This window comes from Kineococcus siccus, assembly GCF_009906795.1.
Lineage (GTDB): Bacteria > Actinomycetota > Actinomycetes > Actinomycetales > Kineococcaceae > Kineococcus > Kineococcus siccus.
In genome coordinates this window covers 19,070-26,021 of sequence record NZ_JAAALN010000032.1, presented here as the reverse complement: position 1 = coordinate 26,021, position 6,952 = coordinate 19,070, and the positions used below count along the sequence as shown (strand labels likewise).

The window sequence follows — 6,952 nt, the reverse complement described above, 5'->3', positions numbered from 1 at the left end:
TGCCAACCCCCACCCGTCGTCCGCAGCCCCCCATCGTGGCACCGGCGGCGGGTCCACCGCAGGCGGTCGACGATCGTCGTGTCGGACGCAGCGGCCCGCGCGGACCGCTCACCCCGTTCCCCGGACCGCGAGGTCCGGCTGTCGTACGCTCGACGTGGGGCGCAGCGCTCCGGGAGTGGTGGTCGGAGCCCCGGGTGCCGCCGGGGAGGACGGGCACTGCGTGAGGCGCCACACGGTCGAGGCGCGGGAGCGGGCGGTCCAGCTCCTGCTGGAGGCGGACCCCGGTGGCCGAGGACGCCGGGCCGCGAGCGAGCGGATCGCCCGGCGCACGGGCGTCGGTGCCGCCCAGCTGCGGCGCTGGGCGGCGCAGCACGAGCTCAGCCACCGCACGGGCGGACCGCCGGCCGCGCCGGCCGGACGGTCCACGACGGGGCGCCGCGGGCCCGCACCCTCCCTGACCCTGGTCCGCGGGGCCGCGCTCGCGGGGCTCGTCACGGCGGGCGCCTCGCCCCTGCTGGCGTTCCCCGTCACGGCGACGACCGCGATGGTCGCCGGCCTGCTGCCCGTCTGGCTGCCCCACCTGGGCCGCTGGCGCGGCGCCCGCCTGGTCAGCGTGCTCGGGGTGGCCGCGGTGCTCGGCGGCCTCGTCCTGCAGGTCACCGGGACGCACGACACCTCCCAGCGGGTGGCGACCGCGACGATCGTCCACCTGCTCTCCGCGGTGGGGCTCTTCGGGTTCGTGCTGTGGACGCGCTCGGTCCTGCCGGTGTGGCTGATCGCCGTGGCCTACGGCGGCGGCATCCTCGTCAACGGCGCCCTCGACAGCGCGGCGTCCCCCAACCCCTGGAAGTACGAGCTGGGGCTGGCCGTCACGACCATCGTCCTGGCGCTCGCCCAGTCCACCCGGCGCTCGCTGCCACCGGCCGTCGCCGTGCTGGCGCTCGGCGTCGTGTGGGCCGCCCAGGACACGCGGAGCGCGCTGGGCATCAGCGTCCTCACCGCCGTCGTCGTGCTGTGGCAGGCCGTCCCCCGGCGGAGCGCCGTCGGCCGGACCGGCTGGTCCCGCCTCGCGCAGGTGGGTCTGCTCGCCGCCGCGTCCTACGGGGTGTACGCGCTGGCGACGAGCCTGCTGACCAGCGGCCTGCTCGGGGTGACGCTCCAGCAGCGCTCGGCCGCGCAGGTCGCCCAGGGCAACGGCTCGCTGCTGGTGGGCGCGCGCCCCGAGCTGACCGCCAGCCTGGCGCTGCTGGCGGACACGCCGGCGGGCTTCGGGCCCGGCGCGGTTCCCGAGCGCGGCGACGTGATGATCGCGAAGGCGGCCATGGCGCAGGTTGGCATCTCCCCGGACAACGGCTACGTCGACGAGTACATGTTCGGGGGCCACTTCGAGCTGCACTCCGTGCTCGCCGACGCCTGGGTGAACTTCGGCTGGGCCGGGGCCGCCTTCGTCATCGCCCTGACGTGCGTCCTCCTGAACGCCCTGCTGATGCGGTTCGCGGCGCGCACCGCGTCGGCCGTGCTGACGTTCTGGAGCCTCTACTCGCTGTGGTGGATCGGCTTCGGCCCGCTCTACACGAACCTCCCGGACGTGGCCTTCACGCTGGGCATCGCCGTCGTCGCCGCCGTGCCGCGCACGCGCACCCGGCCGCAGGCCCCGCGTCCACCGCTGCCCGCCGGGCGGCACGCCGCGGTGGACGCCGGCCCGGGCCCACTCACCCCCGGTGGTCGAGGGCGGCCAGGACCGAGGTGACGGCCGCCTGCACCTGCAGCCCGACGCGCGCGTACGTCGCCGCGTCGCGGCGGTAGGGGTCCTCGACGTCGTCGTCCGCGGGGTGCGGGGCCGGCCACCGGCCGCGGGCCACGGCCAGCGACGACGCGAGCTCGCACCAGCGCTCCGCGGGGGACCGCCCCACGAGGCCGGGCGCCAGCAGCAGCGCGAGCCGGCCGGCCTCCCGGATCGTCACCGCGCGTCGCAGCAGGGCGGGCCGCCGCTGGACGACGGACGTGCGGTGCGCGCGCGTGGCCACGAGGACGAGGTCGGCCTCGGCCAGCAGCCGGTCGCTGAGCGGGCGGGCCGCGTGGCCCGTCGGGTCGCCGCCGGCGCGGACCACGATGCTCGCCGCCTCGGCGGTCATGGGCTCGCCCGCACGGGCGTCGGTGCCGGCGCTGCCGACGGTCACCCCGCTGACGCGACGGGCGTCGAGGCCCTGGCGCAGCAGCCGCTCCGTGACGGGCGAGCGGCAGACGTTCCCGGTGCACACCACGAGGACGCTCACGCTCACGTCATCGACGGTAACCCGTGCGTGACCAGCTGGAAGCCCCTGCCGCACGGTCACCGGCCGATAGGATGGTGCGACCCGGGACGCCGGGGAGGACCTCCCGCAGCTGCGGCACCGGCCGCCGAAGGAGGAGCAGGTGGAGCTGACCGACTACCTCCTGCTGCTGCGCCGGAGGTGGGCGCTGCTGCTGCTGTGCTGCCTGGCGGGACTCGGGGTCGGGGCGGCGACGACGGTCGGCAAGCCGCCCACGTACCAGGCCGAGGCGACCGTCTTCCTCACCCTGAACCGCAGCGCCTCGGTGAGCGAGCTCGCGCAGGGCTCCACCTACACCCAGGGCCTCATCCAGTCCTACGTGCTCCTCGTGTCGACCCCCGAGGTGCTGACCCCGGTCATCGAGCGCCTCGGCCTGCCGACGACCCCCCGGGCGCTCGCCCGGCAGGTCACGGCCACGTCCCCCGTCGACACCGTGCTCATCGACATCGCGGCGACGAGCACGTCGCCCGAGACCGCGGCGCAGATCGCCAACGCGGTGGGCGACCAGCTCGCCACGAGCGTGGCCGACCTGGCGCCCGCGGGCACGACGCAGGGCGACCAGATCTCCGTGCGCACCGTGTCGCCCGCGACCGTCCCCGTCGCCGCGATCGGTCCGCGGAAGAAGCTGGCGGCCGCCGTGGGCCTCGCGGCCGGCCTGGCGGGCGGCGTCGCCTTCATGGTCCTGCGCGAGCTGCTGGACACCCGGGTGCGGGACGAGGAGGGCGTCGCCCAGGTCACCGAGGCGCCCGTCCTCGGGGTCATCCGGCAGGGGGGCGCAGACCTCGCGGCGCGCGGCGCGCACGCCCACTCCTCGGGGCCCGAGGCCGAGTCCTACCGGCGCCTGCGCAGCAACGTGCAGTTCCTCGACCTCGAGGGCGCCACGCAGAGCGTCGTCGTGACCTCGTCGACCCAGGGCGAGGGCAAGACGACGACGGCCATCAACCTCGCGGTGGCGATGGCCGACACCGACGTGCGCGTGCTCCTCGTCGACGCCGACCTGCGGCAGCCGACGGTCGCGCAGGTGCTCGGGCTCGAGCCCGGCGTGGGCCTCGCGACCCTGCTGGGCGGCCGCGCGTCGCTCGACGAGGTCCTGCAGCCGTGGGGCACCCAGCGGATGGACGTCATCGCGGCCGGGGAGATCCCGCCGAACCCGAACGAGCTCCTGGGCTCGCGGCGGATGGCGGACCTCCTCGCGGCCACCCGGGAGCGCTACGACGTGGTGGTCATCGACTCCCCGCCCCTCCTGCCGGTCTCCGACGCGGCGGTCCTGGCGGCGCAGGTGGACGGCGCTCTGCTGGTCGTCAGCGGGCGCACGCCCCGCAAGCACGTCGCGCACAGCATCCAGAGCCTGCACCTGGCCCGCGCCCGGCTGATGGGCGTCGTCCTCAACCGGGTCCGCTCGGCGGTGTCGGTGCCGCACTACGAGCTGTCGCCCGCCCGGTCCTCCCGCCGCGACGGGCGTCCGCGGCGCTGGGCGCTGCCGCGGCCCCTGCGCAAGGAGTCCTCGGAGGCCTGACCGGTCCCCGACGGCCCGGTCACGGCCGCGCGGCCGCCGGCGAGCACGCGAGCACGACGCCCTCCACGGTCCCGGCCACCGCGGCCCGCACCAGGCGCGGCGAGCGCAGGGCCCGCCGCCAGCCGTCGCGGCGCAGCACCTCCGCGGCGTGCACCGGTGACGTCACGACCCAGCGCAGGACGCGGGCCCTCGACAGGTGGCGACGGGCGAAGAGCAGGCGGTTGCGGCAGTTGTAGCGGACGTAGACCGGGGACTTGCCGCCCCCACCCTGCGTGCCGCCCACGGCGTGGACCGCCTCGAGGTCCTGGCGCACCAGGAGCCGGCCGCCGCCGCGGACGCAGCGCACGCTCAGGTCGACGTCCTCCCAGTACAGGAAGTAGGACTCGTCGAAGCCCCCCAGCTCGGCCCACAGGCCGGCGGAGACGGCCAGGCAGGCGCCGGAGAGCCACGGGTGCAGCTCGGGCCCGCGCAGGACGCCCGCCCGTCGCGTCCGGCCGGTCCGCAGCGACACGTCCGCCCCCGCGAACCACGGCCGGCCGTCGCCGTGCACGACCCGGGGGGAGACCATCGTGCGGCGGTCCGCCACGACCTCCGCGTGCAGGGCGGCCGCCGTGGTCGCGTCGAGGGCGGCGTCGGGGTTGAGGAACAGGAGCGCGTCGCAGCCGAGCTCGACGGCCCGGGCCGCCCCCGCGTTGGCGCCCGCGCCGAACCCGGCGTTGACGGGCAGCGCGACGAGCGGGAGCCCCCGCTCGCGGCACAGGCGCTCGACGTCGTCCCGGTGCCCCGGCGTGGAGAAGTTGTCGACCACGACGAGCACCGCCGGCACGGCGGAGAGGTCGTGCCGCAGGACGTGCTCCTCGAGCAGGCCCGGCGGGCCGTAGTTGACGACGACGATCCCCAGCGGCGCGGGGGCGGGGCCCGTCGCCCCGTCGTCCTGACCCCCCGTCACCCGGAGCCCGTGACGCTGCGGGCGCGCCCGGGCGCCGGCTCCCGCACGGCCGGCCGGGCCGCGCGACGGGCCACCGCGAGGACCTGCCCCGCGACGTCGGCGCGGTAGCGGCCCGGCGCGTACCGGGTCGCGGCGGCGCCCGCGTCGCTCAGCGCGGCGGCGGACACCGCCGGGAGGTCGCCGACGAGGGTGCGGACGGCGTCCGCGAGCGCCGCGGCGTCCCCGGCCGCGACCAGGCGCACGCTCGCGAAGCCGCCGACGGCCTCGGGCAGCCCGCCGGTGGCGCTCGCCACCACCGGCCGGCCCGCGAGGACGCCCTCGACCGCGGTGTTGCCGAAGGGTTCGGGCAGGACCGACGGGACGAGCAGCACGTCGCACGCGGCGAGGTGTCCCCACACGTCGGCGGAGAAGCCGTGGAGGGCGACGCGGTCGGCGAGGGCGGGTTCCGCGAGCCGCGCGCGCAGCCGCCGGCCGAAGTCCTCGTGCTCGGCGAAGACGTCCCCGACCAGGTCGAGGCGCACGTCGAGACCCGCGCCCAGGAGGCGCCCGAGGGCCTCGACGGCGACCAGCACGCCCTTGCGCTCCGACAGGCGGCCGACGTACAGCAGGTGGACGGGGCCCGCGGCGCGCGGGCGCGCGCCGGCGGGGGTGGGAGGTCCTGCGACGCCGTTGAGCACGACCGTGGAGCGACCGCGCAGCCGGGGCCAGGAACGCTCGAGCACCTCCAGCGCGAAGGTGCTGTTGACCAGCACGCTGGTCGCCGCCAGCAGCGGAGCGGTCAGGACGCGCTGGACGGCGGGCGCGGCGGTGCTCTCCGCCTCGTGCACGTGGCAGACGACGGGCACGCGCAGGGCGCGGGCCAGCGCGATCCAGGACGGTGTCGTGAGCGTGCTGACGTAGGCGACGTCGGGCCGGAGCCGCCGCAGGAGGGCGGCGCCCCGGACGGCGGCCGCGACCGTCGCCCCGGCGAGGGCCGCCCCGCCGCGCAGCGACAGCGCGGACTTGCGCAGCACCGGGACGGGACGCACCAGCACCTCGACGCCGAGGTCCTCGGCCAGGCCGACGAGGGGTCCCGGGCCGGGAACGGTCAGCACCACCTCCGCGCCCGCGTCGACGAACCCCGCCAGCGACTCGAGCAGCATCCGGTCGGAGCCGTAGAGGGCCGACGACGGGTGCGTCGCGAACACCCGCAGCGCCCGGCCCCCGCGACCGGTCCTCCGGTCGGGGAGCCGGGCGCGGGGGAGCCGGCGGGGGTGAGCCGAACTCACCCGGGGACCCCCCGCTGCACCACGACGTCGTCGAGCGAGGCGACGAGGGGTGCGTTGGTGGCGCTGCCGGAGAGGTACATCGAGAACCCGGTGCTGCCCGCCGCCTGCAGCGCCGCCGTGGTGTCGGTGCGGCTCACCTGCCACGCGGTGGGTTCCGCCGTGCCGTCGAGCCACACCTTGGCCCGCACCGTCGTCGTCCCGGTGCCGCGGACCTGGACCCGCACCTGCAGGCGCGCCGCCGGGGCCGCCGTGAGGCCGGCGACCGTCACCGCCTGCAGCGACGTCTCGGTCCCGCCCGTGCGCCGGACGACCGAGAGGTTCACGCGCCCGTCCGAGAGCACCTTGGTCGTGCTGCGGTAGTCGGTGCTCGCGTCCACCCGCCGGCCGATGGCCGTGAAGAACACCCCGCCGCCCGTGGTCGCCTTGTCGAGGGCGAAGGAGAACCGCAGGTCGGTGTCGTCGGACGCGGCACCGTTGAGCAGCGCGGTCGACGTCGCCCCGGCCGTGGCCGTCTGCACCCGACCGACGCCGCCGGCCACGCTGAAGTTGGCCGCACCGCCGGTCACCGACCAGGGCCCGCCCGTCTCCGCCGTCCCCCAGCCGCCGGTCACGGTGCGGGCGAAGGTGTCGCGGGCGACGACCACCGGGCCGGCCGGGGCCGCGGTGACCGTGACGTCGCGCGTGACGGTGCCCGTCGCCCCGTCGTCGTCGGTCACCGTCAGCGTCACCGGGTACGTCCCCGCCGCCGCGTAGGTGTGCGACGGCTTCTGCCCCGTCCCGCTCGTCTGGTCCCCGAACGTCCACGCGTAGGACGCCACCGTGCCGTCGGCGTCCGCCGACGTCGACGCGTCGAACGCCGCCACGAGGTCCGCCGCCGTCGAGGTGAAGGCCGCCGTCGGCGCCTGGT

General features: G+C 77.1%; 6 protein-coding genes. 2 read left to right on the top strand and 4 right to left on the bottom strand.

Annotated features, from left to right (window positions below; translation table 11 throughout):
• Positions 1–220 precede the first annotated feature (220 nt).
• The gene (locus tag GTR02_RS06200) at positions 221–1,750 is read left to right on the top strand and encodes a transposase (protein WP_166606607.1); all 1,530 of its coding nucleotides are present in this window, start codon (positions 221–223) and stop codon (positions 1,748–1,750) included.
• On the opposite strand, the gene GTR02_RS06195 is transcribed toward GTR02_RS06200, so the two are convergent.
• On the bottom strand, positions 1,713–2,282 hold the full coding sequence (locus GTR02_RS06195; RefSeq protein WP_166606606.1) for an arsenate reductase/protein-tyrosine-phosphatase family protein: 570 nt from the start codon (positions 2,280–2,282) through the stop codon (positions 1,713–1,715). The two genes, GTR02_RS06200 and GTR02_RS06195, sit on opposite strands and share 38 nt — an antisense overlap.
• A gap of 133 nt (positions 2,283–2,415) precedes the next feature.
• Here GTR02_RS06195 and GTR02_RS06190 point away from each other — a divergent pair, with 133 nt between their 5' ends.
• Positions 2,416–3,828, top strand: a complete 1,413-nt coding sequence (locus GTR02_RS06190; protein ID WP_166606605.1) for a polysaccharide biosynthesis tyrosine autokinase — start codon at positions 2,416–2,418, stop codon at positions 3,826–3,828.
• A 19-nt stretch (positions 3,829–3,847) separates the two neighbouring features.
• Here GTR02_RS06190 and GTR02_RS06185 read toward each other — a convergent pair whose 3' ends face one another.
• From GTR02_RS06185 to GTR02_RS06175, 3 genes are all read right to left on the bottom strand, one after another.
• The gene (locus tag GTR02_RS06185) at positions 3,848–4,777 is read right to left on the bottom strand and encodes a glycosyltransferase family 2 protein (protein WP_166606604.1); all 930 of its coding nucleotides are present in this window, start codon (positions 4,775–4,777) and stop codon (positions 3,848–3,850) included.
• A complete protein-coding gene (locus GTR02_RS06180; protein ID WP_205708741.1) occupies positions 4,774–5,964 on the bottom strand; it encodes a glycosyltransferase in 1,191 nt (396 codons plus the stop codon). The genes GTR02_RS06185 and GTR02_RS06180 overlap by 4 nt, the downstream gene beginning before the upstream one ends.
• A gap of 77 nt (positions 5,965–6,041) precedes the next feature.
• Positions 6,042–6,952, bottom strand: a 911-nt coding sequence (locus GTR02_RS06175; RefSeq protein WP_166606603.1) for a PKD domain-containing protein, incomplete at its 5' end; no start/stop codon positions are given.